The sequence below is a fragment of the Ottowia thiooxydans genome (genome assembly GCF_040548795.1).
GTDB lineage: Bacteria > Pseudomonadota > Gammaproteobacteria > Burkholderiales > Burkholderiaceae_C > Ottowia > Ottowia thiooxydans_A.
In genome coordinates this window covers 119527-142367 of sequence record NZ_JBEPSH010000006.1, presented here as the reverse complement: position 1 = coordinate 142367, position 22841 = coordinate 119527, and the positions used below count along the sequence as shown (strand labels likewise).

The following is a 22841-nucleotide window of genomic DNA, read 5'->3' as shown; positions in this document are numbered from 1 at the left end:
TCTTACTTGTAGGTGTCGAGCGCTGAATAGTCGTGGTAGCGGTTGATCTCCACGTCGTCCAGCACGGCCAATGCATCGGGCGTGAGGACGGCCAGCGAGCAATACAGCGATATCAAGTATGAAGCGATGGCGTGGTTGTTGATGCCCATGAAGCGCACCGACAGGCCTGGCCCTTGCTCGCCGGGCAAGCCGGGCTGATAGAGGCCCACGACGCCCTGGCGCTTATCGCCTACGCGCAGCAGCAGGATCTTGCTTTTGCCGTCGGCCACAGGTACTTTGTCTGAAGGAATCAGGGGAACGCCGCGCCAAGTTATGAACTGCGAACCGAACAGGCTCACGGTGGGCGGGGGCGTACCGCGGCGAGTGGCTTCGCGGCCGAAGGCAGCGATGGTCAGCGGGTGAGCCAAAAAGAAAGCAGGTTCTTTCCAGACCTTGGTCAGCAGTTCGTCCAGGTCATCCGGCGTTGGCGCACCGCTCAAGGGGAAGATGCGCTGCTCGTCTGTCACCTGGGCCAGGAGGCCGTAGTCGGGGTTGTTGATGAGTTCGCTTTCCTGGTTTTCCTTGATGGTTTCAATGGTCAGGCGCAACTGTTCTTTGATCTGATCGTGCGGGCTGCTGTAGAGGTCAGACACGCGGGTGTGGACGTCCAGTACCGTGCTGACGGCGTTCAGGAAGTATTCGCGCGGCTGCTCTTCATAGTCGACGTAGGTGCGGGGAAGCTGGTTTTCGCTTTCCTTGGCAGTGCAGGTCACCCGGATGTCTTCCGGATTTTTCACCTTGTTCAGACGGTAGATGCCGGCTTCCACGGGCGTCCACTGCAGCAGGTGCGTCAGCCAGCGCGGCGAAATCGTCGAAAGCTGGGGGACGGTCTTGGTGGCATTGGCTAATTGCCGGGCGGCGTTGTCGCCAAGGGCGGTGGTACCGCCAACAGTTGCGCTCATTCTTGAAACTCCGAAAGGTGAGAAATTTTTTTTGGTGTTAGGAAGCGGTCAGCTCTGCTTCGGCATGGCGTGAATTCGCCTGGGTGAGGTGTGTGCCTGCAGGCACGTCATGGGTCACCCAGACGTTCCCACCAATCGTGGCGCCGCGGCCGATCGTGATGCGCCCCAATACCGTCGCGCCTGCATAGACGACGACGTCGTCTTCCAGATGGGGGTGGCGGGGCAGGCCCTTTCTGAGTTGGCCGGTGGCGTCCAGCGGGAAGCTCTTGGCGCCCAGCGTGACCCCTTGATAAATACGCACGCGTTCGCCGATGATGGCGGTCTCTCCGATCACGACGGCGGTGCCGTGGTCAATGAAAAAAGATCCACCAATCGATGCGCCAGGGTGGATGTCGATGCCCGTGGCACCGTGCGACAGCTCCGCAATCAAGCGCGCCAGCATGGTGGCGCCAAGCCCGTGCAGGGTGTGCGCCAGCCGGTGGTTGATGATGGCGTGCACACCGGGGTAGCACAGCAGTACTTCGTCCACACTGTGCGCCGCCGGATCACCGTGGTAGGCCGCCAGGACGTCGGTGTCCAGCAGGCGCCGGGTTCCGGGCAGTGACCAGGCAAACTGGCGCACGATGTGGTCTGCGCGGTCGTCTATCTCGCGTGGCGACAGGTGGGCATGCCGTGCGGAGTGGTGGAGCTCCAGCCGTATCTGGCTGGCCAGCGTGTGCACTACCTTGTCGAGGGTGGAGCCCACGTAGAAGTCCTCCGCCTCCTGGCGCAGATCAGGCGGGCCAAGCCGCATGGGGAAGAGAAGCCCGTGAAGCTCGGTCGTCAGCTCGCGCAATACCTCCCGGGAAGGCAGGTCGCGCCCGCGCGGCTCCAGTGAGCGGCCACGTGCCAGCCGCCATTCCACGCGAGCGTTGCGCAATTCGTTGACGATGGCACCGACATCCAATGTGCCGGGCGATTCGGTGAGAGTGGTTTGGGTCATTTTCAGTCTTGCACCCAGGGCAGGCGGCGGAATCGCCATCCATCCGCATGGCCACGCTGTTGCTGAGAATCCAGTTCGCCCTCAAAGCCTTCCAGCACGTTGAACACGCGGGTAAAGCCCGCCTTGGCAGCTATTTCAGCTGCCAGGGCCGAGCGCTTGCCACTGCGGCACAGGAGCAGCACGACGGCATCCTTGCCCGTCTTGGCCTCCAGTTCGCGGGCAAATCGTGGATTTCGCGTGAGCGCGGTACCAGTGGCCCAGGCCACATGAAGGCTGCCTGGCACATGGCCAACGAATTTGCGTTCCTCAGCGGTGCGCACGTCGACAATCAGGGCGTCGCCATCCTCAAAGAGTTGCCACGCCAGAGATGGAGGCACTTGGCCGTGATAGGGCAGGCCCTTGTCAGCGGCTTGGTGTTCGATGTCTTGGAGGGCTTCCAGGGCGGGGGTCGTCACTTCAAAGCTCATGAGATATCTCTTGGAAATGGCTCGGGGTAGGTGCTTGGCTGATCAGCCGGCCAGCACACCCGCAACCAACATGACAATGGCCAGCACGATGTACGTGGCCATCTCCAGGCGGGTGATTCGGCGAGGAGGCTCGGGATGCATCACTTCTGCGTGTAGATCTGGTCGAAGCTGCCACCGTCGGCAAAATGCTTGCCGGCGTTGCTCCAGCCGCCAAAGGCCTGGTCAATGGTGAACAAGGTCAGTTTCGGGAACTGAGGGGCGTACTTGGCCTTGGCCTTGTCGGAAACTGCGGGGCGGTAGAAGTGCTTGCCCGCAATGTCCTGGCCGTCTTCTGTGTAGAGATACTTCAGGTAGGCTTCAGCCACTGCCCGGGTCCCGTGCTTGTCAACATTCTTGTCCACCACGGCGACAGTGGGTTCGGCCACGATACTCACCGAAGGCACAACGATCTCGAACTTATCGGCACCGAATTCCTTGAGAACCAGGAAGGCTTCGTTCTCCCAGGCCAGCAAGACATCGCCCACGTTTCGTTGGGCAAAGGTGATGGTGGAACCACGAGCGCCAGTGTCCAGCACTGGGACGTTGCTATAGACCTTTTGCACGAAAGACTTGGCCTGCTCGTCGCCGCCGAATTTGCGTTTACCGTATTCCCAGGCCGCCAGATAATTCCACTGTGCGCCCGCGGAAGTCTTGGGATTGGGCGTGATGACCGCCACGCCAGGCTTGATCAGATCGTTCCAATCCTTCACGCCTTTTGGGTTCCCTTTTTTGACCAGGAACACAATGGTGGAGGTGTAAGGGGCTGCGTTGTGCGGCAGGCGCTTTTGCCAATCCGCAGCGACCCATCCGCCGTTCTTGACCAAGGCGTTGATGTCCGGTGCCAGCCCCAGGGTGGCGACGTCCGCTTCCAGGCCGTCAATGATCGACCGGGCTTGCTTGCCAGAGCCCCCGTGGGATTGCTTGATCACCACGTTTTGGCCGTTTTGCGCCTTCCAATGCGCTGCGAAGGCCTTGTTGAACTCGACATACAGCTCGCGAGTCGGGTCGTAGCTGACGTTGAGCAGGGTGACCGTGGCCGGCTGCTGCGCAAGCGCATACGGCGTCGTTGCCAAGGCGAATAGGCCGGCCAGAGCCAGGCGGCGAGAGGTTGCGAATGACATGCGGGTTCCTTGAAGATATGTGCGAGCCAGGCCCAGATCTTTGTTCGCCAACCCTTATTCTTGGAACTACTGTTTTTTTGTTTGCTTATTCAATTTCTCAGCGGTAGAGATGAAAGTTCTTATAAAACATATGCATACAGGCATTTTTTGCTATTAAAAGTGCAGCATTCGATCCGTGGCATCATGAACGTATGGCCCAAGCTCCAGACGCTCTCAAACACATAGGCCTCAATTGGTTTGCGCTCGTCATGGGACTGGCGGGCTTGTCCCTGGCCTGGGGGCGGGCTACCCCCTTGATGGGCGAAGTGGCAGGCGCTGGCGCTATGTTGTTGGCAGCGGCGGCTGTGCTGATCTTCGTGGTGCTGATGGTGGTCTCGTGGCAGCGTTGGCAGCGCTACCCAGAAGCACTGGCGGCGGATTTGAAGCACCCCGTGCGCCACGCGTTTGTGGCCACAATTCCGGTGTCCATGATTCTGCTGGCTACTTGCGGCGTGTCTTTGTTTGGCACGAGTGTGTGGCTGGCGGTCTTGTGGTGGGCGGGCTCCTTGACGCAGTTCGGCGCCACACTGTGGGTGCTGACGCGCTGGCTAAATGCAGGGAAGATGGAGGGACTTAACTGGGCCACCTTGACACCAGCGCTGCTGATTCCCGTTGTGGGCAATGTGCTGGCGCCACTGGCAGGAAGCAGCCTGGACGCGGGCCCCTGGGCTGCGGCGCAGTTCGGTGTGGGTTTGCTACTCTGGCCCGTGGTGCTGGCACTGATCTTTGCTCGGATAGCCGCCCAGGGGTTGTGGGCTGAGCGCTTGTTGCCCATTACCTTCATATGTGTGGCGCCTCCATCGGTCGTGGGCTCGGCCGTGCTGCAAATGGGAGGGCCTATCGTCTTGGCATGGATGTGTTGGGGCGCAGCGCTGTTCTTCCTGCTCTGGAGCCTGCAGCTGGTGCGCCGGATGCTGGCACAGCCCTTCTCGATGAGCTTCTGGGCGCTTGGGTTTCCTTTGGCGGCGCTGGCCTCGCTGACGCTCCGCCTGGCCGTTCAGCATCCCGCGATGGAAGCGCCAGCCATCATTTTCCTGGCCTTCGCGACTCTGGTGACCCTGGCCATGACAACGGCGACCTGGAAGGGCTGGCGTGGAGGCAGCCTGCTCCAGCCAGAGCCCGTGGCCGTCATGGCGGTGGCGAGCAATGACTTTCCCGCGGGACCTCGGTCATAGGGTCTCCATAGGGCCGCTTTGCTGACTACTCATTTTTCTCATGCCGCGTCACACCACCCCCGAAGCCCATCCAGACATTCACTATGTCCACAAGAGCGGTTGGTTGCGCGCGGCGGTTCTGGGCGCCAATGACGGGCTGATTTCCACCAGTGGATTGCTGGTGGGTATGGTCGCGACGGGGGCGAGCACGAACACTCTGCTGCTGACAGCAGCGGCGGGGTTGACGGCAGGTGCGTTCTCCATGGCTGCAGGCGAATACGTCTCCGTCAGCTCGCAAGCCGATTCTGAAAAGGCGGACCGAGACAAGGAGAAAATCGAATTGGATAAGGAGCCCGACGTCGAGTTGCTCGAACTCGTTGGCATATACCAGCGCCGAGGTCTTTCTGAGGAACTGGCCACGCAGGTGGCCAACGAACTGACGGCACACAACGCCTTGAATGCCCATCTGCAAGATGAGTTGGGTATCCATGAAAACAATGCGGCTCGCCCATTGCAAGCGGCGTTGGCATCTGCGGGCGCGTTCGCTGCAGGCGCGCTTTGCCCTATTTTGGTGGTCTTGCTCTGCAGCGGGCCGGGCCTGGAAGCGGCGCTGGTCATCTCCACCTTGCTGGTATTGGGCTTGCTGGGTGCACTGGGTGCCAAGCTGGGCGGCGCTCCCTTGAAGCCTGGCGCGACTCGCGTGCTCTTCTGGGGGGCACTGGCCATGGGGGCTTCTGCGCTCATTGGCCGCCTGTTTGGTGCCAGTGTGGGTATGTGAACGTGCTCTGGTCAGTAGCCCGGGTTCACCACGATAGGAAAGCTTCTGGCCTAGGGCGTGTTAACACTAAATTCACCCCCGCGTGAGGCACTGGCGAGCCGCAATCAAGGCGCAAACCGCAGTCGGGTTGGACACCCGGCGAGGTTTGCAACGCAGAGTGCGGTTTGCCAGTGCCTCACCCTTCGGGCCGGTTTTCCCGGGCCTATGCCGGCCGCCCCATATTGCTGCGTTGCGCCTCTTGCCAAGGATCGCACCTTGGCTGCGCGGCGCGTCTTGCACTATGAGCCGGGAAAATCCGGCGCGGGGGTGAATTTAGTGTTAACACGCCCTAGCGGACACCGCTGCCCAGAAGAGCAGGCCGCCGACGAGCCGGTTTCTCGGGTACGTTGCGTTCCTTCAATAGTTCGGGCGTAGATGCAATCACACCACCCCCCAGGCACACGTCGCCGTCGTACAGGACCGCGCTCTGGCCCGGTGTGACCGCCCATTGCGGTTCGGCAAAACTCAGCCGAAACGCGCCTGGCGAATCGCCCATTGAAAGTGTGCAGGCTGCGTCCTGCTGGCGGTAACGCGTTTTGGCGGCCAGAAGGCCTGGTTCAGGGGCTTCATCGGCTGTCCAGGACACATCTTCAAAGACCAGTTCGTGGGAGAGCAGCCACGGATGATCATGCCCCTGAACGGCATAAAGAGTGTTCCGCGCCATGTCCTTGCGCGCCACAAACCAGGGCGCGTGCTCACCACCGCCTCGGGCCTCGCCCTTTTCCTTGATCCCTCCTATGCCCAGGCCTTGACGTTGGCCAAGGGTGTAGAAGGAAAGGCCCACGTGCTGGCCGATGGTGCGTTCCCGTTCATCCTTGATTGGGCCTGGCTTGCTTTGCAGGTAGCGATTGAGGAACTCCCGGAACGGCCGTTCACCGATGAAGCAGATGCCCGTGGAATCTTTCTTCTTGGCGTTGGGCAGGCCGATCTCCGTGGCAATTTGCCGCACTTCCGTCTTGTGCAGTTCACCGACCGGAAACATGGTTTTGGCCAGTTGAGCCTGGTTCAAGCGGTGCAGGAAGTAACTCTGGTCCTTGCTGGGGTCCAGGCCCTTGAGCAACTCGTGCCTGGCGCGTGCGTCGTTGTAACGCACGCGGGCATAGTGGCCCGTGGCAATTTTTTCCGCTCCCAGCCGCATGGCGTGGTCCAGGAAGGCCTTGAATTTGATCTCGGCGTTGCACAGCACATCTGGATTGGGTGTCCGGCCCGCCTGGTATTCGCGCAGGAATTCTGCAAATACGCGATCTTTGTACTCGCTGGCGAAGTTGACGTGCTCAATTTCGATGCCGATCACATCGGCCACCGCCGCAGCATCTACAAAGTCGACGTTGGAAGAGCAGTATTCACTGTCGTCGTCATCTTCCCAGTTTTTCATGAATATGCCGACGACCTCATGCCCCGCTTTTTTAAGCAGGTAGGCGGTAACGGCGGAATCTACGCCGCCCGATAGGCCGACGACGATGCGATGTTTGGACATGTCCTGATTATCTGGCCGGAGCCAAATCTACGTGCGGATGAAGAACAATACGCTCATCACCAGTCCGGTCGTGATCACAATGGCGCGCACCACGCGGGGTGGGAGGCTTCGGGCTAGGCGCGCGCCCGCCAAACCGCCGAGGGTGGCGAACACCGCCATCAAGAGGGCTTGCTTCCATACGATGGCTCCCCCCAGGGCGAATGCAATCACGGAAACGATTGAAAGCACGAATGAATTCAAATTCTTGAGCGCGTTCACGGTGTGCATGCGCTGCTCGCCACACAGCAAATACAAAGCCATCAGCAGGATGCCCAGGCCGCCATTGAAGTAGCCGCCATAGATGGCTACCACCAGCAGAGCCGGTTTGCGCCACCCTGCCAGGATGCCGTTCTCGCCGCCAGCCCAACGGGAAAGAGCGGGGCCGAACGCGAACAACACCGTCGCAAACAACAGAAGCCAGGGCACCACTCCGGCAAAAACCTTGGCGGGCGTGACCAGCAGAAGCAAGGCTCCCGCGACCCCGCCAATCGCGCTCAGCACCAGCTCGCGCACGACCAGGGCTCGGGGCAATGCTGCCAGTTCAGCCCGGAAACCGAGCGTGCTGCCCAGGTAGCCTGGGCTCACCGCCAGCGCGCTGGTAGCGTTCGCCGCAATCGGGGGCACCCCTGTCCAGACCAGGGCCGGGAAGGTCAGAAAGGTGCCGCCGCCGGCAATGGCGTTGAGCACACCAGCGCCAAATGCGGCGGTGGAGAGCAGCAAGAAGGAAGCTAGGGGGTCCATGAGGGATCCATCAGGGGTGCAAATCAGGCTTTGGAGTCAGGCGTATGGGCAGGCTTTGAATTCAATGCTCCACCGCCGTCCTACTTCGGAGGTTTGAGCGCGCTCACATCCATCACCACGGCCGACAGGTCAAAGCGTTGGCCCGCCATATGATCCTGAACACATCGCCATACCAGTTGGCTTCGATGGCGGGCCTGGCTGGCTTCAATTTCTGCGGGTGACATCCAGATGGCGCGGACGATGCCCTCGTCCAGTGCTTGCGGGGGTACGGACTCCACGGCGTGACCGCAAAAGGCGATTCGCATCCAACTGGTGGGCTGGCCCTGAGTGTCATTGCTCGCAGCCATGTAGATGCCCAGCAGCGCGGTCGGCGTAAAGACATGACCCGATTCTTCGAGCGTTTCCCGAACGGCCCCCTCCAGGGGAGATTCACCAGGCTCAAGGTGGCCGGCGGGGGTATTCAGGCGCAGGCCGTCAGCGGTATGTTCTTCCACGAGCAGGTAATTTCCATCACGCTCTATCACTGCCGCAACAGTGACACTGGGCTTCCATCGGGTATTCATGATGGGGATTATCCTGCGGGCGCCCCGAAATGAAGCACAATGCGGCGCAAGAGGTTTGTTAAGCTCGGTTTGATCCGGGTGGCGAGACCCATGTAGGTACTTGCCCGAGCCCAACGTACGAGGAGAATTTCGATGCTGATTGGCGTGCCCACCGAAACGGCGGCCGGCGAGACCCGTGTTGCCGTCACCCCGGAGACGGCCAAAAAACTCATTGCCCAAGGCCACACTGTCCGCGTGCAGTCGGGCGCTGGGCTGAAGGCTTCCGTGACTGATGCAGCCTACCAGGCGGCCGGAGCGGAGATCACCGACGCCGCCAGTGCCCTGGGTGCTGACATGGTGCTGAAGGTGCGCTCGCCATCGCCTGCCGAATTGGCGCAGACAAAACCCGGTGCTGTGCTGATTGGCATGCTCAACCCGTTCGATGCCGAAGGGCTTCAACGATTGGCTGGCGCCAACCTGACCGCTTTTGCCCTGGAGGCCGCACCGCGTACCACCCGTGCGCAAAGCATGGACGTGCTGTCCAGCCAGGCCAACATTGCTGGTTACAAGGCTGTTATCGTCGCAGCTGATCGTTACCAGAAGTTTTTCCCCATGCTGATGACAGCAGCTGGTACGGTCAAGGCCGCACGGGTGGTCATTCTGGGCGTGGGCGTTGCAGGGCTGCAGGCCATTGCCACGGCCAAGCGGCTGGGTGCGGTGATCGAGGCAAGTGACGTGCGCCCCAGCGTGAAGGAACAGGTTGAATCCCTGGGGGGCAAATTCATTGATGTCCCCTACGAAACAGCCGAAGAAAAAGAAGCTGCGGAAGGCGTGGGGGGCTACGCACGCCCCATGCCGCAAAGCTGGCTTGATCGCCAGAAAGCTGAAGTCGCCAAACGTGTCGCGCAAGCCGACATTGTGATCTCCACCGCCTTGATTCCCGGTCGCGCAGCCCCTGTCCTGATCACCGGGGAAATGGTGGCCAGTATGAAGCCGGGTTCGGTGATTGTTGATATGGCCGCAGGAAAGGGTGCTCCCAACCCTGACGGTAGCGTGGGGGGCAACTGTCCCCTGACCGAAACCGACAAGACCGTCGTCAAGCACGGCGTGACTCTAGTCGGTGAGACCAACCTGGCGGCGCTCGTCGCCGCTGATGCATCTGCCTTGTATGCGCGAAACGTGCTTGACTTCCTGAAGCTGGTGCTGCCCAAAGACGGTGGCTTCACGCTCGATCGGGAAGACGATATCGTGGCCGCTTGCCTGATGGCTCATGCCGGTGCCGTAACGCGCGCCTGAAGAAAGCTGAAGTAGTGAGGCTCAAGATGAATTCCATGGCAAGTTTGCGCAACTCGCGCATTGGCGTGATGGCTGGCACTTTGATGTTGGCACTGGTAGCTGGCTGCGCTGCGCCTGCGGGAGGTGAGAACTCGCCCGCGGCGATGGCGGCCGCTTCGGCTCTGGCCAGAGAAACACCGCTGATTTCTGTGCCGTCCACCAGCGTGGGCACCTGGTACGACCTGGGGGCTGAACCTTCGCCCTGGCTGGGCGGCGAGGGCGCCGTACCCGTCTCCAGCGCGAATGCGGCCACGCGCGCGGTGGGCCTGCAACGAGGGGATGGCACCTGGTTGGCCGTGGTGGTGGCGCAATCTGCACCTGCCAGCGCTGCGCCGGCCTGCCCTCAGCCTGACAGCATGCACCTGGGTGGCCGCGGACCTTCGGATTGCCTGAGGCTGCGCCGCGATGCTGACCTGGAAGGCTGGCTTCGCGCGCAACATTCGGTGCTCTGGCAGTGGCTGGATGACCGAAACCTGGACAGCCGGCCCCGTGCCTGGGTCGGGCACAGGGTCGTTGTCGGCGGCCGTCTGTTGGAGGTCCACGCCCTGTTCAATCCTTTTTTGATTGAACCGGTGACACGCAACAACGCTGATTTCCTGGCTGCCGGCCAACCGGGCACGCTGTGGGCGCAAGCCCTTGCGGACGCTACACGGGCCGCGGCGGGTGGCACCGCCCTGGTGGTACCGCCTTTCCCTTATGCTGCACGGCTTGCGCCGCCGGCCTTTCAGTCCACGACCACGCTGCCCATGGCACCGGTGGCGGCTCCTGCACCCACCCGCGCGACGCAGGTTCCGCAGCCCGCAACTCAGGTGCAGACACCGCGGCGCGACCGCGAGTGACGCAGATTCACCGCTCTTAACAAGAACACCCGAGGAGACTTCGCATGGACATCGTGTCCCCCACCGTCATCAACCTGATCATTTTTGTGCTGGCCATCTACGTGGGCTATCACGTGGTCTGGACCGTCACGCCCGCCTTGCACACGCCCTTGATGGCGGTGACCAATGCTATTTCCGCCATTGTGATCGTCGGTGCCATGCTGGCGGCTGCCTTGACAGAAGGCGCCCTGGGCAAGGTCATGGGGGTGACGGCGGTCGCTCTCGCAGCGGTGAACATCTTTGGTGGGTTTTTGGTGACAAGACGCATGCTGGAGATGTTCAAGAAAAAAGAACGAAAGCCTGCCCAGGGCAAGGGCGAAGCCGCCCCTGCCGAGACGGTGGCGGGTAAATAAGAGGAGCAGCGATCCATGAGCATGAACCTTGTCACGCTGCTGTATCTGATTGCCAGCGTTTGTTTTATCCAGGCACTCAAAGGCCTGAGTCATCCTACAACGTCCATCCGCGGGAACTTGTTTGGCATGGTCGGCATGACCATTGCGGGATTGACCACGGCGGCACTCATCGTCAAGCTGGCTGGTTCCGGGCTCGGATTGATCTGGGTTTTGGTCGGTCTGTTGGTCGGTGGCGGCTACGGCGCCTGGCGTGCCAAGACCGTTGAAATGACCAAGATGCCGGAATTGGTCGCTTTCTTTCACAGCATGATTGGCCTGGCCGCTGTGTTGATCGCAGGTGCCACTGTGACCGAACCCTGGGCCTTCGGCATTGCCGAACATCCTGTCAACGGCGTGGGTGGAGCCATTCCTGGGGGTAACCGGATCGAGTTGGCCCTGGGTGCGTTTATCGGAGCCGTGACCTTCAGCGGTTCTGTCATCGCGTGGGGCAAACTCTCGGGTAAATCGAAATTTCGCCTTTTCCAGGGCACACCCGTGGTGTTCCCCGGGCAGCACTGGCTGAACCTGGCTCTGGGTTTGGCCGCGGTCTTCTTTATCTTCGGTTTCTGGCACTCCCAGAGCTGGATCGATTTCGTTCTGGTCTGTCTGCTGGGCCTGATCATCGGCGTCACGCTCATCATCCCCATTGGCGGCGCTGATATGCCCGTGGTGGTGTCCATGCTGAACAGCTACTCAGGCTGGGCAGCAGCAGGCATTGGTTTCTCGCTCAACAACAGCATGCTGATCATTGCCGGTTCGCTGGTGGGGGCTTCAGGCGCGATCCTGAGCTACATCATGTGCAAAGCCATGAACCGGTCGTTCTTCAATGTCATTCTGGGGGGCTTCGGCGGTGATGCTGCTGCTGCTACCGGGGGCACGCAGGAGCAGCGTCCTGTCAAGAGTGGCAGTGCCGACGACGTGGCCTTCATGCTCAGCAATGCAGACAGCGTGATCATCGTTCCCGGCTACGGCCTGGCAGTGGCGCGAGCGCAGCATGCGGTCAAGGAACTGGCAGAGAAATTGACGGAAAAAGGCATTAACGTCAAATACGCCATCCATCCTGTGGCAGGGCGCATGCCAGGCCACATGAACGTGTTGCTGGCCGAGGCCGAAGTGCCCTACGACCAGGTTTTCGAGATGGAAGATATCAACGGTGAATTTGGCCAGGCCGATGTGGCCATCGTGCTGGGCGCCAATGACGTCGTGAACCCCGCTGCCTTGCAAAAGGGCACGCCTATCTATGGCATGCCTATTCTGGATGCCTACAAGGCCCGCTCTGTGATCGTTAACAAGCGCTCCATGGCGGCGGGCTATGCGGGTCTGGACAATGAACTCTTCTACATGGACAAGACCATGATGGTCTTCGGTGATGCCAAGAAAGTTGTCGAGGACATTGCGAAAGCTATAGAGTAGGCTTATTCGAGCGTTCGAAAAGGCAATCGGCGACGTTCAAGTCGCCGATTTTCATTGTGTGCGGTGATGAGGTTGACTTAGGGAAAGCCCACTTCCACTCTGAGAATGCCCCCTGGACAATGACCGGTTGTTTAACGTATTTCAATCTGGAGATTTTTCCGCATGACTGAACGAATCTGGCTGAGTAGTTATCCTGAGGGTGTTCCAGCCGATATCGACGGGGCGCAGTACACATCGCTGGTCGCGCTTTTGGAAGAGAGTTTTGGCAAGTACGCGGACCGCACCTTGTGCAGCTTCATGGGCCGTGATGTGAGCTATGCAGAGGTGGGTGAAAAAAGCCTGGCATTGGCCGGCTACCTTCAAAGCCTGGGGCTCACCAAGGGTGATCGCGTCGCCATCATGATGCCCAACGTGCCACAGTACCCTGCGGCGGTTGCGGCCATCTTGCGTGCAGGTATGGTCGTGGTCAACGTTAACCCGCTGTATACCGCGCGTGAATTGGAGCACCAGCTCAAGGATTCAGGTGCCAAGGCGATCTTCATCATTGAGAACTTCGCGGCCACTTTGCAAAAGTGCATTGCGTCGACGCCAATCAAGCATGTGGTCCTCACGTCCATGGGGGACCAACTCAGTTGGCTCAAGGGCTTGTTGGTCAATACGGTGGTGCGCAAGGTCAAGAAGCTGGTCCCTGAGTTCAGCCTGCCGGCGGCCGTGCATTTCAATGACGCGGTAAGCAAGGGAAAGGGCTCTGCATTTACGGCGCCCCCCATTGGAGCGGACGACCTGGCGGTGCTGCAATACACCGGCGGCACGACAGGGGTGGCCAAGGGCGCCATGCTGCTGCATCGCAACCTCATCGCCAACGTCCTGCAGTCCGAAGCCTGGAACAGCCCAGCGATCAAGGGCATTCCGGCCAGCGAGCAAAACACCAGTGTTTGCGCCTTGCCGCTCTATCACATCTTCGCGTTCACTGTGAACATGATGCTGGGTATGCGAAGCGGCGCGAAGATGATCCTGATTCCCAATCCGCGCGATCTGCCGGGGACACTCAAGGAGCTGTCCAAGCACACCTTCCACACCTTCCCGGCGGTCAACACCTTGTTCAACGGCCTGGCCAACCATCCGGATTTCAATACCGTCAATTGGAAGAACCTCAAGGTGTCTCTGGGTGGCGGTACCGCCGTGCAAGGCGCCGTGGCCCGACTCTGGCTGGAAAAAACGGGTTGCCCGGTCTGTGAAGGCTACGGCCTGTCAGAGACCAGCCCATCGGCCACCTGCAACCCCGTGACCTCACGCGAGTTCAGTGGCACCATCGGAGTACCTATTCCCAGCACCTGGGTCAAGATCATTGATGACGACGGGCAGGAAGTGCCGCTGGGTCAGCCGGGCGAAATTGCCATCAAGGGCCCGCAGGTCATGGCGGGCTATTGGCAGCGCCCTGACGAGACCGCCAAGGTCATGACTGCGGACGGTTATTTCAAATCCGGCGACATCGGCGTCATGGACGAGCGCGGTTACACCAAGATTGTGGACCGCAAGAAAGACATGATTCTGGTCAGCGGTTTCAACGTCTACCCCAACGAGATTGAGGAAGTCGTGGCTTCCATGCCCGGCGTCATGGAAGTGGCGGCAGTCGGGGTACCTGACGACAAGACCGGTGAAGCGGTCAAGCTGGTGGTGGTCAAAAAGGATCCTGCCCTCACCGAAGACGCCGTGCGCCAGTTCTGCCATGACAACTTCACGGGCTATAAACGGCCGCGCGTGATCGAGTTCCGCACGGAGCTGCCCAAAACCAACGTGGGCAAGGTCTTGCGCAGAGAGCTGCGCGCGCAGAGTGCTGCCAAGGTCGACTGATCCAGGCACGCGCTTTTCCAGACATGCCATGCCTGGGCTTGATGGCCGCCTTGCGTCCCGAACTGGCAGCAGTGCTGGACCGCATGCCGGACGAGCGCCGTCAAACCGTGGGCGGGCGCGAGTATTGGCTAGGGCATTGGCATGGCCACGAACTGGTGGTGGTGCTCTCCGGCATAGGCAAGGTGGCGGCCGCCACGACGGCCACGGCGCTGATTGAGCGCTTCGGCGTGGATAGAATCATCTTCACCGGCGCTGCAGGCGGGCTGGCAGACGGCGTTCGTGTGGGTGATGTCGTGGTGGCCCATGAGCTGCTGCAGCATGACATGGATGCTTCACCGCTTTTCCCGCGCTATGAAGTGCCGCTGACCGGACTTAGCCGGTTCCCGACAGATGCGGCTTTGGCGCGCGAACTGATCGATGCTGCGCGCAAGGCGCTGGCCGATCCTGCGGGCGAGTTGCTAGATGAAAACGCCGCGCTTGAATTTTCCTTGCAGACCCCGTTGGTGCATGAAGGCTTGATTGTCAGCGGTGACCGTTTCGTGTCTACGCGTGTGGAAAGCGCTGCCCTCTGCAGAGCGTTGCCCGATGCGCTGGCAGTTGAAATGGAAGGCGCTGCAGTCGCGCAGGTGTGTCATGACTACGGCGTACCTTTTGCCGCACTCCGTACCATTTCGGATCGTGCCGACGACGCTGCCCACGTTGATTTCACGCGCTTTATCGAGAAAGTGGCCAGCCGTTACAGCGCTGCGATACTCGAAGCGTATTTCAGTCCATTGAGCTGAATCACTCTTCCTGGGACCTACCTGGAAGTCAAGCCAATCTTCTGTACAAACGCATTCAGCGGTCCGCTCCACATGCGGCCGCCCCGGGCCAGCAGGCGATGGCCATCGTGCCCTGCCAATGGCGGCGTCTGAACGAGCAGGCTATCGCTACCGCCTGCCAGGAAGGCCGCATGCCATTGCCTGGGAGCCTCTGCCCCCCAGTACAGGTCATTTTCTGCATACAACCAAAGACTAGGCACTTTGACCTGCGCACCCAACGCGCCATAGGTTTTTGTCAAGTTGTCTGGTCTGCAGCTTTGGCCGGGTGATCGCTCAGGATTGCCGCCTGAACCGCCTGCAAAATTGACCAAACCCACGACACCCGGCAGATTGAGCGCCCCTGCGGCCACGGTCGCCAGACCGCCTGCAGACTGTCCTTCGAGCAGGATCCTATCCTTGCGCACCCAAGGCTGATGCTGCGCCCACTCATGCGTGGCCCTGATGGTTTCGCGGGACTGCCCGGAGATCTCGGTGAAGTCCGGATTGCTGTTGCAAGTGGTACCGCTCCAGCGAGCAAATGAGTTTTCGCGATCGATGCCTCCTGTATCTCCGTATCCGGGGCGCACCGGAGCGACCACAGCGACGCCTTGCTTCAGCCAGTAATTGGCATGTCCGCCCAGAATAGGTTGGCTCAAACGGGCTCGATCCGCTGGGCTGCTAGCACGTCCATGCGAGAAGATGACCAGAGGAAAAGGCCCGTCGCCCTGCGGTTTGTACAAGTGCGCGGTGACTTCTACCGGATCGCCATTGATTTGAAGCGCAAGCTTGACGACCTCCGGCTCCATTCTCTGCTCAGCAGCCCAGGTGATCGAGTGCGCGCTCATAAAGCAGCCAACCAGGCACCACACAAGTCGTTTTGCCAAAGCGATGTTCATCTCAGAGTCCTCACTTGAGTGTGGCACTAGCGTTGCCACTAATGCTGTTGCTGGTGGTGGTGCCAGCAGCCAAGCGCTGCAAGCGCTTTTTTTGGCAGGTCCTACCTGATCGGAATGTTACTGCCATCAAGCCTGCACTGAACGCAAGAACGCATGTGAACGTGCCCCTGCCTTCACCGCTAAAAGTGAATTAGTTGCAAACGGGCGCCAAACATTGCACCTTCGCACTTCACCAAGGCGACGCAGCCTTATGATCGAAGGATGGATGCAGAATTGGATTTGTTGATCGGCAAGGTAAAGAAAGCCGCCGAACGCTCTCGCCATCTGCGTATCAGAGGTGCAGGGACCAAGGACTTCTACGGTCAGGTTTTGCACGGCGAATTACTCGATACGCGCCCCTTGTCCGGCATTGTCAGCTATGAGCCAAGCGAGCTGGTCGTGACTGTGCGAGCCGGTACGCGCGTGAAAGACCTGGAAGCGGTTCTGGCTGAAAAAGGGCAATGCCTTCCCTTCGACCCTCCGCAGTTCGGCGTCTCTGGCACGGTGGGCGGCATGGTGGCGGCTGGCTTGTCTGGGCCGGCACGGGCCAGTGTGGGCAGCCTGCGTGACTATGTGCTGGGCGTTCAAATGGTCAATGGCAAGGGCGAATTGCTCACCTTTGGTGGCCAGGTCATGAAGAACGTGGCAGGCTATGACGTCAGCAGGCTGATGGCGGGCTCAATGGGCACGCTCGGCGTCATCGTTCAGGTCAGTTTGAAAGTGCTGTCGAGCGCCCCCGCTGAAAGCACCCTGGTTTTTGAATTGAGCGAGACCAGCGCACGCCAGCAGCTCAATCGATGGGGCGGCCAGCCGCTGCCCCTGAATGCCAGTTGCTGGATTGATGGCCGGTTGATGGTGCGCTTGCGCGGAGCTCGGGCTGCGGTGGATGCCGCTCGCAAGACGATGGGCGGGCAGGTCTTTGAAAGAGATGTGTCCCGACAATGGGCTTTGCTGCGCGACCACGGACTGGCTTTTTTTCGACTTGACCATGGGGAAGCACTTTGGCGGGTCAGCGTTCCGGATACCGCCACCCCGTTGAACCTGGGCCCTACGGTCATGGAATGGCATGGGGCGCAGCGCTGGGTCAAGCTGCCTCCGCACGAAGTCAACAGAGTGCGAGAATCGGCAGCACGCGTTGGTGGGCATGCCACGCTTTTCCGAGGCGGGGATGGAAGAGCTCCTGTTTTTACCCCGCAAGCAGGCCCCTTGGCACGCATCAGTCGGGCGCTCAAACATGAGTTCGACCCAGCCGGAATTTTCAACGCCGGCCGAATGTTTCCAGATTATTGATTTCTGGAACCATCAAGCGATGGCCCCACCCATGATGACCTGCTCTGGCACGTCCAACGACAGCTTCTAGGCAAATGCAAACCCATCTCGCGCCAGAATTTCAGAACACCCCCGACGGGCTTGAAGCCGAGGCCATCTTGCGCAAGTGCGTGCATTGCGGTTTCTGTACAGCCACGTGTCCCACTTACCAGTTGCTGGGTGACGAGCTCGATGGGCCGCGGGGGCGTATCTACCTGATCAAGCAAGTGCTTGAGGGTGAGACCCCCACGCGCGAGACGCAGCTTCACCTGGACCGCTGCCTGACCTGCCGTAATTGCGAGACCACCTGCCCCAGCGGGGTCCAATACGCTCATCTCCTCGATATTGGCCGCAAGGTGGTTGAAGAAAAGGTGCCCCGGCCACCGGAGGAACGACGCATGCGCGCCATGCTGCGCGTTGGTCTTTCCTCCCCCCTGTTTGGCCCTGCGATGCGCCTGGGACAGTCTGTGCGGGGCATTTTGCCGCCAGGCTTGCGTGCCAAGGTGCCCGCGCCGCAAAAGGCCGGCGCATGGCCCAAGCGCAAGCACGCGCGCAAGGTATTGATGCTGGAAGGCTGCGTACAGCCCTCCATGGCGCCCAATATCAATCGCGCGACGGCTCGCGTGCTGGATGCTGCGGGTATCCAGACCATACGCCCCAGAGGCCAGGGTTGCTGTGGTGCCGTGCGTTTTCACCTCAACGATCAATCAGGCGCCTTGAGCCAGATGCGGCAAAACATAGATGCCTGGTGGCCCTACATTGAGTCGGGCGAGGTGGACACCATCGTCATGAATGCGTCTGGTTGCGGCGCGGCAGTCAAGGACTACGCCCACGCCCTCAAGGACGATGCTCACTACTCGGCCAAAGCAGACCGTGTGAGTGCGCTGACTCGCGATTTGAGCGAGCTTTTACCCGACATTGCCCAAGCGCTGCAGGGCAAGCTTGGCGCCAAGCCAGGTACCGTGGTGTTCCACCCTCCGTGTACCTTGCAGCACGGACAGCAATTGCGCGGCGGTGTGGAGCAGCATATGCGGGCACTGGGTTTTGATGTGCGCCTGGCCTCGGTCGAATCGCACCTGTGCTGCGGATCGGCCGGAACTTATTCGGTTTTGCAACCAGAACTCGCCACCCGGCTGCGCGATCGCAAACTTGGTAATCTGCTGGGAGAGCGGGTGGCCGATCAGCCGAGCGCAATCGTCTCAGCCAACATTGGCTGCATCACACACCTGCAATCAGGCACGGAAGTGCCGGTTCGGCATTGGGTTGAATTGCTCGACGAAAGCATCTCACACAAGTAAGTTCGCAGCGCCGCTCAAGGTAACCAGCGTAACGCTGGCTGGCGGTTGGCCCAAAAATTCAGGTGTTCAAGGCTTCTTCGATATCTTTTGAAATCGATTCTGGCTTGTCCAGGGGCGCATAGCGCCGGATGACCCGGCCATCGCGGCCCACCAGGAACTTGGTGAAATTCCATTTGATGGCTTCGCTCCCCAGCAAGCCTGGGGCTTCGGCTTTGAGCCACTTGAACAAGGGATCAGCGCTGGCGCCATTGACCTCGATCTTGGACATCATCGGGAAATCGACGCCATAGTTTTTCTGGCAGAAGGCGCCGATTTCGGCATTGCTGCCGGGGTCCTGGCTGCCGAACTGGTTGCAGGGAAAACCGAGCACCGCCAGACCTTGAGACGCATATTTGGCATGCAGCTCTTGCAGGCCGGCGAACTGGGGCGTAAAGCCGCAGGCGCTCGCCGTGTTGACGATCAGCACCACCTTGCCTGCCAGGTTCGAAAGCGGGAGTTGCTGGCCCTCCAGTGTGGTGACGGTAAATTGGCCAAATTGTTGGGGTTGGGTATGAGCGTCGGCTGTCATGTTCGCGGTCCCGGAGGGCTAAGCAGACTTCAGCATAGTGCAATCGTCGAGATCTTGCCTGCGCTTGGCTTCATTCACCGCGCTCCGGCAGACGCGCAGCGAGCAGGGCGGCGCCCACAATCATGGCGCCACCTGCGACGGTACGGGCGTTCAATTGAGAGGCTCCCAACATGACCGCCGTCACGCTTGCAAAGACGACCTCCGAGAGCATGATGAGGGACGTCGTTTGAGCCGGCAGGCGGGCCGCGCCGTACTGAAGCGCCAGGTTGCCGGCCAGGAAAGCTGCGGTTAACAGCAGCGCCCACAGGACCCAGCTACTGGAAAGGGCTGGCAAGAAGGCCAGGGTTCCGTTGCCAAAGCCTATGCTTGCAATGGTTCCGGCAATGAGGAAACCGCCGCCAAACATGGCGACTGCACGCGCATCGCTGGGCGCGCTTCTCCAGCGCCTGAGCAGGGCATTGGTCAGTGCGAACGTGAACCCAGCCATCAAGGCCAGCGCGTCTGCCAGGCTTTCGGGCAACGGCCAATCGGAATCAGGATTTTTCAGTACCAGCAGCACACCGCAGAGGGCAAGCGCCAGGCGCACCAGGCCTGCACGGGAGGGCCGCTCGTCAAGCAACCACCAAGCCAGCAAGAGCGACCAGACTGGCATCAGGTAGAAGAGCAAAACCACGCGCATCACATCGCCAATGGTCACGCTCCAGTTAAAGCCCAGATTGGTCAGTCCTGCCGCGACGGATAGCCCAATCAGATAAGGGTGGCGCGTCAGTGCTCGAAAGCCTTGTGGCCGCCAGAGCAGCAAGGAAACCAGCGCGGTTCCGTACACGAGCACGGTGCTCCAGAGCGGATGCACGCCATGCGTTTGAAGCTCTTTGAAGGCAATCCAGGACAGCCCCCAGACCAGGGCGTTGAACAGCAACGCCAGCACTGGCAGAACGGAGGGTGTCGACACGTTCTTAGATCGTAAACACGCTTTGGAAGCTTCAGTGCTTGTGATCGCTTCGGGCAATGGCCAGCAAACGCTTGATTTCGATGGGGTGATGCCGCAGGTTATAAAGATACCAACCCTGTATGGCCACCATGGTGAGAGTGACCAACAGGCCAAACCAGAAGACAGACACATAGGCAGAGGCACCTGCTTTGGTGCTCATGCTGTAGATGAAGCCCAACCCCAGAATGCAGGCCTGTTCATTGAAGTTCTGAACGGCAATGGAACGGCCTGCGCCCATCAGGTTGTGACCGCGATGCTGAAGCAGTGCATTCATTGGCACAACCAAAAACCCCCCCAGACCACCCAGGAGAATCAGGAACGGCACAGCCATCCAGAGTTCGTCAATGAAGATCAGCAGTATGACCAGCGCGCCCATGAGCACGCCCAAGGGCATCACGGTAGTGGCGCGATCGAGCCGGACGCGCATGGATGCCCAGATGGCCCCTACCGCTGTACCGATGGCCACCACCCCTACCAGCTTGGAGGCCTGGGGCACGCCATAGCCCAAGGCGGCAGCGGCCCAGGCCAGTACGAGATAGCGAAGGTTGCCGCTGACGCCCCAGAAAAGCGTGGTGGTGGCCAGAGAAATCTGCCCCAGGCGGTCATTCCAAAGGCGGGCGTTGCAGCGCCAGAAGTCGGGCAGCAGGCTGAACAGGTTGCGTGGCAGAGGACGCATGACCACACCCGTGTGGGGAATGCGCATATTGATCATGGCGGCCAGAACATACAGCACCATGATGGCGGCGATGGCTGCTTCTGCGGGCGTTTCTACACCGGTGTCCACAAACGGGAAATCAAAGCTGAGCAGGTGGTTCGCCACGTAGGGGCTGACCAGCTGACCGCCCAGCAATACGCCGAGAATGATGGAGGCGATGGTGAGCCCCTCTATCCACCCGTTGGCCTTGACCAACTGAGAAGGAGGCAGCAATTCGGTCAGGATGCCGTATTTGGCGGGGGAGTACGCTGCGGCGCCAAGGCCCACCACGGCATAGGACAACAAGGGATGAGAGCCAAAAAGCATCATCGCGCAGCCCACTGCCTTCACGGCGTTGCTGAAGAACATCACGCGCCCCTTGGGCTGTGAATCTGCGAATGCGCCGACCAGGGGCGCAAGCACCACATAAAAAAACGCGAAGATCGGCACCAACGCCGCAGTCTGCCAATCCTGCGCACCATCGGCCCTCAGCAGCGCGATGGCAGCAATGAAAATGGCGTTATCTGCCAGCGAGCTGAAGAACTGCGCGGCCATGATGACGTAGAAGCCGCGTTTCATGGGGTCACAGCGGTGCGGCCGGTCAGCCGGGCAAAAGGCATGAAGTTGTGTGCTCTAAACGAATGGGGGGTTATAGCACGTCAGCGATCATTGTTACCCCGGGATTTGCCCACGGGAGGCCAGCAGCCACTGGTGGCCTCCCGCATGTGCGGAGTCAAAGGGTTAGGTGCAGTCGCAACTCGCTGGCCGGTCAAACCGTCCCAGGCATTCCGAATGCCAAAATAGGGTACCCAACCAATTGCCTGAGTCCAGCAAGTCTTATTCACCATGCCACGTCCCATACAGGCCACCATACATACCGCCGCTCTCCGACACAATATTGAGCGCTTGCGTGCAGCGGCGCCTGGCGCACGGCTGTGGGCGATTGTGAAAGCCAATGCCTACGGCCACGGCATAGACCGCGCATTCGAGGGTCTGCGCGGTGCCGACGGCTTTGCAATGCTGGACCTGAACGAGGCTCAGCGTGTGCGCGATCTGGGCTGGCGTGGCCCTATCCTGCTGTTGGAAGGGGTGTTCGAGCCACGTGATCTGGAAATCTGTTCACGGCTGCAACTTTCTCACGTGGTCCACCACGACGATCAGATCGATTGGCTGGCGATGCACAAGACTCACTCGCCACAGAGTGTTTTCCTCAAGCTCAACTCTGGCATGAACCGGCTGGGTTTCACGCCCGAACGTTATCGCGCTGCCTATGCACGTCTGGGTGCTCTTCCGCAGGTGGATGAAATCTCCCATATGACGCATTTCAGCGACGCAGATCTCGACGACGGCATCACCAAACCCTGGGCTAGATTTCAGCGTGCCACCGAGGGGCTTCCGGGCGAGCGCAGCGTGTGCAACAGTGCGGCCACCTTGCGCTATGGCTCGCAGCCGGATATCCGAGGCGATTGGGTGCGCCCAGGCGTGGCCGCCTACGGCGGCTCGCCCGATTTTCCGCAGCATGACGCAGCGCATTGGGGTTTGCTGCCCACCATGACGCTGTCATCCAAAATCATTGGGATCAATGAGCTTGCGGTGGGCGCCACCGTAGGCTATGGCTCCACGTTCACTGCGGATGTTCCCGTCCGCGTAGGCGTGGTGGCCTGCGGCTACGCGGACGGCTATCCCCGCCACGCCGGCACTGGCACGCCAGTGTTGGTGGATGGTGTGCGCACCCGCACCCTGGGCCGCGTGAGCATGGATATGCTGGCGGTAGACCTCACGCCCGTGCCCAAGGCCCGCTGCGGCAGTGAAGTCACCCTGTGGGGGCAAGGTCCTAAAGGGGCGCTGCTGCCCATAGACGAGGTCGCCCATGCCGCCGGGACCATAGGCTATGAATTGATGTGTGCGCTTGCGGTGCGGGTGCCCACCACAGTGCTTTGACAAGCTTTAGAAGGCCGACCGCAGACGTGGTCCCAAGCGGACTCACCACCCCACTGTCAGCGCGCGCGCTCGAAA

The 22841-nt window shown here is 60.4% G+C and carries 22 protein-coding genes; 11 read left to right on the top strand and 11 right to left on the bottom strand.

Annotated elements, in window-relative coordinates:
- Positions 1–2 precede the first annotated feature (2 nt).
- The 4 genes from ABIE13_RS15475 to ABIE13_RS15460 all read right to left on the bottom strand — a co-directional run bounded on the left by ABIE13_RS15475 (position 3) and on the right by ABIE13_RS15460 (position 3550).
- Positions 3–941 carry a family 2A encapsulin nanocompartment shell protein gene (locus ABIE13_RS15475; RefSeq protein WP_354444984.1) on the bottom strand — a complete coding sequence of 313 codons (939 nt, stop codon included), beginning with the start codon at positions 939–941 and terminating at the stop codon, positions 3–5.
- 37 nt (positions 942–978) lie between these two features.
- Entirely contained in the window at positions 979–1923 is a 945-nt protein-coding gene (gene epsC / locus ABIE13_RS15470) for a serine O-acetyltransferase EpsC (protein WP_354444982.1), read from the bottom strand.
- A 2-nt stretch (positions 1924–1925) separates the two neighbouring features.
- On the bottom strand, positions 1926–2390 hold the full coding sequence (locus ABIE13_RS15465; RefSeq protein WP_354444980.1) for a rhodanese-like domain-containing protein: 465 nt from the start codon (positions 2388–2390) through the stop codon (positions 1926–1928).
- Between the two features lie 140 nt (positions 2391–2530).
- Positions 2531–3550 carry a sulfate ABC transporter substrate-binding protein gene (locus ABIE13_RS15460; protein WP_354444979.1) on the bottom strand — a complete coding sequence of 340 codons (1020 nt, stop codon included), beginning with the start codon at positions 3548–3550 and terminating at the stop codon, positions 2531–2533.
- Between the two features lie 191 nt (positions 3551–3741).
- Between ABIE13_RS15460 and ABIE13_RS15455 the strand changes: the two genes are divergently transcribed.
- Together ABIE13_RS15455 and ABIE13_RS15450 are read left to right on the top strand one after the other, a co-directional pair.
- The gene (locus ABIE13_RS15455) at positions 3742–4764 is read left to right on the top strand and encodes an SLAC1 anion channel family protein (protein WP_354444977.1); all 1023 of its coding nucleotides are present in this window, start codon (positions 3742–3744) and stop codon (positions 4762–4764) included.
- Between the two features lie 40 nt (positions 4765–4804).
- Positions 4805–5521 carry a VIT1/CCC1 transporter family protein gene (locus tag ABIE13_RS15450; RefSeq protein WP_354444975.1) on the top strand — a complete coding sequence of 239 codons (717 nt, stop codon included), beginning with the start codon at positions 4805–4807 and terminating at the stop codon, positions 5519–5521.
- Between the two features lie 328 nt (positions 5522–5849).
- Here ABIE13_RS15450 and mnmA read toward each other — a convergent pair whose 3' ends face one another.
- From mnmA to ABIE13_RS15435, 3 genes are all read right to left on the bottom strand, one after another.
- Positions 5850–7037, bottom strand: a complete 1188-nt coding sequence (gene mnmA / locus ABIE13_RS15445) for a tRNA 2-thiouridine(34) synthase MnmA (protein ID WP_354444973.1) — start codon at positions 7035–7037, stop codon at positions 5850–5852.
- 27 nt (positions 7038–7064) lie between these two features.
- The gene (locus ABIE13_RS15440) at positions 7065–7817 is read right to left on the bottom strand and encodes a sulfite exporter TauE/SafE family protein (protein WP_354444972.1); all 753 of its coding nucleotides are present in this window, start codon (positions 7815–7817) and stop codon (positions 7065–7067) included.
- A gap of 80 nt (positions 7818–7897) precedes the next feature.
- Positions 7898–8380, bottom strand: a complete 483-nt coding sequence (locus ABIE13_RS15435; protein ID WP_354444970.1) for an NUDIX hydrolase — start codon at positions 8378–8380, stop codon at positions 7898–7900.
- A 132-nt stretch (positions 8381–8512) separates the two neighbouring features.
- On the opposite strand from ABIE13_RS15435, the gene ABIE13_RS15430 reads away from it, so the two are divergent.
- The 6 genes from ABIE13_RS15430 (at position 8513) to ABIE13_RS15405 (ending at position 15013) form a co-directional block, all read left to right on the top strand.
- The gene (locus tag ABIE13_RS15430; protein ID WP_354444968.1) at positions 8513–9655 is read left to right on the top strand and encodes a Re/Si-specific NAD(P)(+) transhydrogenase subunit alpha; all 1143 of its coding nucleotides are present in this window, start codon (positions 8513–8515) and stop codon (positions 9653–9655) included.
- Positions 9656–9681: 26 nt separating this feature from the next.
- Positions 9682–10533, top strand: a complete 852-nt coding sequence (locus ABIE13_RS15425) for a hypothetical protein (RefSeq protein ID WP_354444966.1) — start codon at positions 9682–9684, stop codon at positions 10531–10533.
- Positions 10534–10577: 44 nt separating this feature from the next.
- Positions 10578–10925 (top strand): NAD(P) transhydrogenase subunit alpha, encoded by a 348-nt coding sequence (locus ABIE13_RS15420; RefSeq protein WP_354444964.1) that lies wholly within the window; start codon positions 10578–10580, stop codon positions 10923–10925.
- Between the two features lie 15 nt (positions 10926–10940).
- Positions 10941–12377, top strand: coding sequence for an NAD(P)(+) transhydrogenase (Re/Si-specific) subunit beta (locus tag ABIE13_RS15415; protein WP_354444962.1), 1437 nt, complete (start codon positions 10941–10943; stop codon positions 12375–12377).
- Positions 12378–12539: 162 nt separating this feature from the next.
- Positions 12540–14231, top strand: a complete 1692-nt coding sequence (locus ABIE13_RS15410) for a long-chain-fatty-acid--CoA ligase (RefSeq protein ID WP_354444960.1) — start codon at positions 12540–12542, stop codon at positions 14229–14231.
- A 41-nt stretch (positions 14232–14272) separates the two neighbouring features.
- Positions 14273–15013 (top strand): 5'-methylthioadenosine/adenosylhomocysteine nucleosidase, encoded by a 741-nt coding sequence (locus tag ABIE13_RS15405; RefSeq protein WP_354444958.1) that lies wholly within the window; start codon positions 14273–14275, stop codon positions 15011–15013.
- A 17-nt stretch (positions 15014–15030) separates the two neighbouring features.
- Here the strand turns inward: ABIE13_RS15405 and ABIE13_RS15400 are convergent, their stop codons facing one another.
- Positions 15031–15927, bottom strand: a complete 897-nt coding sequence (locus ABIE13_RS15400) for a dienelactone hydrolase family protein (protein ID WP_354444956.1) — start codon at positions 15925–15927, stop codon at positions 15031–15033.
- 261 nt (positions 15928–16188) lie between these two features.
- On the opposite strand from ABIE13_RS15400, the gene glcE reads away from it, so the two are divergent.
- On the top strand, positions 16189–17256 hold the full coding sequence (gene glcE, locus ABIE13_RS15395; protein WP_354444954.1) for a glycolate oxidase subunit GlcE: 1068 nt from the start codon (positions 16189–16191) through the stop codon (positions 17254–17256).
- Positions 17257–17330: 74 nt separating this feature from the next.
- Complete coding sequence (gene glcF / locus ABIE13_RS15390; protein ID WP_354444952.1) at positions 17331–18572, top strand: glycolate oxidase subunit GlcF; 1242 nt, start codon at positions 17331–17333, stop codon at positions 18570–18572.
- Positions 18573–18630: 58 nt separating this feature from the next.
- Here the strand turns inward: glcF and ABIE13_RS15385 are convergent, their stop codons facing one another.
- The 3 genes from ABIE13_RS15385 to lplT all read right to left on the bottom strand — a co-directional run bounded on the left by ABIE13_RS15385 (position 18631) and on the right by lplT (position 21404).
- Positions 18631–19140, bottom strand: a complete 510-nt coding sequence (locus tag ABIE13_RS15385; RefSeq protein ID WP_354444950.1) for a glutathione peroxidase — start codon at positions 19138–19140, stop codon at positions 18631–18633.
- Positions 19141–19210: 70 nt separating this feature from the next.
- Positions 19211–20092 carry a DMT family transporter gene (locus ABIE13_RS15380; protein WP_354444948.1) on the bottom strand — a complete coding sequence of 294 codons (882 nt, stop codon included), beginning with the start codon at positions 20090–20092 and terminating at the stop codon, positions 19211–19213.
- A gap of 31 nt (positions 20093–20123) precedes the next feature.
- Positions 20124–21404, bottom strand: coding sequence for a lysophospholipid transporter LplT (gene lplT / locus ABIE13_RS15375; RefSeq protein ID WP_354444947.1), 1281 nt, complete (start codon positions 21402–21404; stop codon positions 20124–20126).
- Positions 21405–21671: 267 nt separating this feature from the next.
- Between lplT and alr the strand changes: the two genes are divergently transcribed.
- Positions 21672–22766, top strand: a complete 1095-nt coding sequence (alr, locus tag ABIE13_RS15370) for an alanine racemase (protein WP_354444945.1) — start codon at positions 21672–21674, stop codon at positions 22764–22766.
- Positions 22767–22841 lie beyond the last annotated feature (75 nt).